The following is a 776-nucleotide window of genomic DNA, read 5'->3' as shown; positions in this document are numbered from 1 at the left end:
AAAAACTTCTTATCTCTAACACCTCTATACATCATACGGAAGTATTTAATTTTGGCATTAAATGATTCCGCAGAAGCATTTGTACTTCTATTAATAAAGTAATTGATGATTTCGTTATAGTGTACATTAAACGTCTTTAAAACAGTACTAAAGTGTTTGAGTGAAGCTTTTTCAATATCATTAAACCAATGAGCAAGCTTAGTCATAGCTATTTCTTTATCTATTTGTAGATTATATATCTGTCTAAGGTTATTAGCTAATAGATAGGCTTGTTTAATCTCTGGGTATAATTCAAATAGTATCTTAGCTCTTTCTTGTTGGTCAGATGTCCAATTAATTTGGTTTTTATAAAGTAGAGAACGTGAGCGAACTAAAAGTTGCTTCTTAGTATCTCCATTACTAAGTATTTCAGGATTATATATAATGCCTTCTTCCTTAGCCTTTAAAACAGCAGTGTTCTCAGCGTCAAGCTCAGCCCATCTATATTTTATTCTAATATCTTGTACAGCTTCACTTACAAGCTTTTGTACATGAAAACGATCAATTACTTGCACAGCTTTAGGGAAGCACTTCTTAGCTATCTGTTTCATAGCCCCTGCCATATCTAAAGTAATCTCGGTAACTTTATCTCTAAGTTTTTTAGGTAGTTTAGATAGATGCTTTATTACAGTATCTGATTTTGTTCCTTTAACTATCGCTACAATGGTCTTTTTCTGACCTTTACCTGCTTTAGAAGTCAGTATAGTGTACAATTCTCCCATAGATAAACATACTTC

At 32.1% G+C, this 776-nt stretch carries 1 protein-coding gene; it reads right to left on the bottom strand.

Going from position 1 to position 776, the window contains the following annotated elements:
* The coding region (locus AABL87_RS17705) for an ISAon1 family transposase (protein ID WP_341277697.1) at positions 1–776 on the bottom strand (776 nt) is incomplete at both ends.

Origin of the sequence: Myroides sp. C4067 (assembly GCF_038039665.1) — a bacterium.
GTDB classification, from domain to species: domain Bacteria; phylum Bacteroidota; class Bacteroidia; order Flavobacteriales; family Flavobacteriaceae; genus Flavobacterium; species Flavobacterium odoratimimum.
The sequence above is the reverse complement of the archived record's forward strand: the minus strand, read 5'-3'. Positions and strand labels throughout refer to the sequence as shown.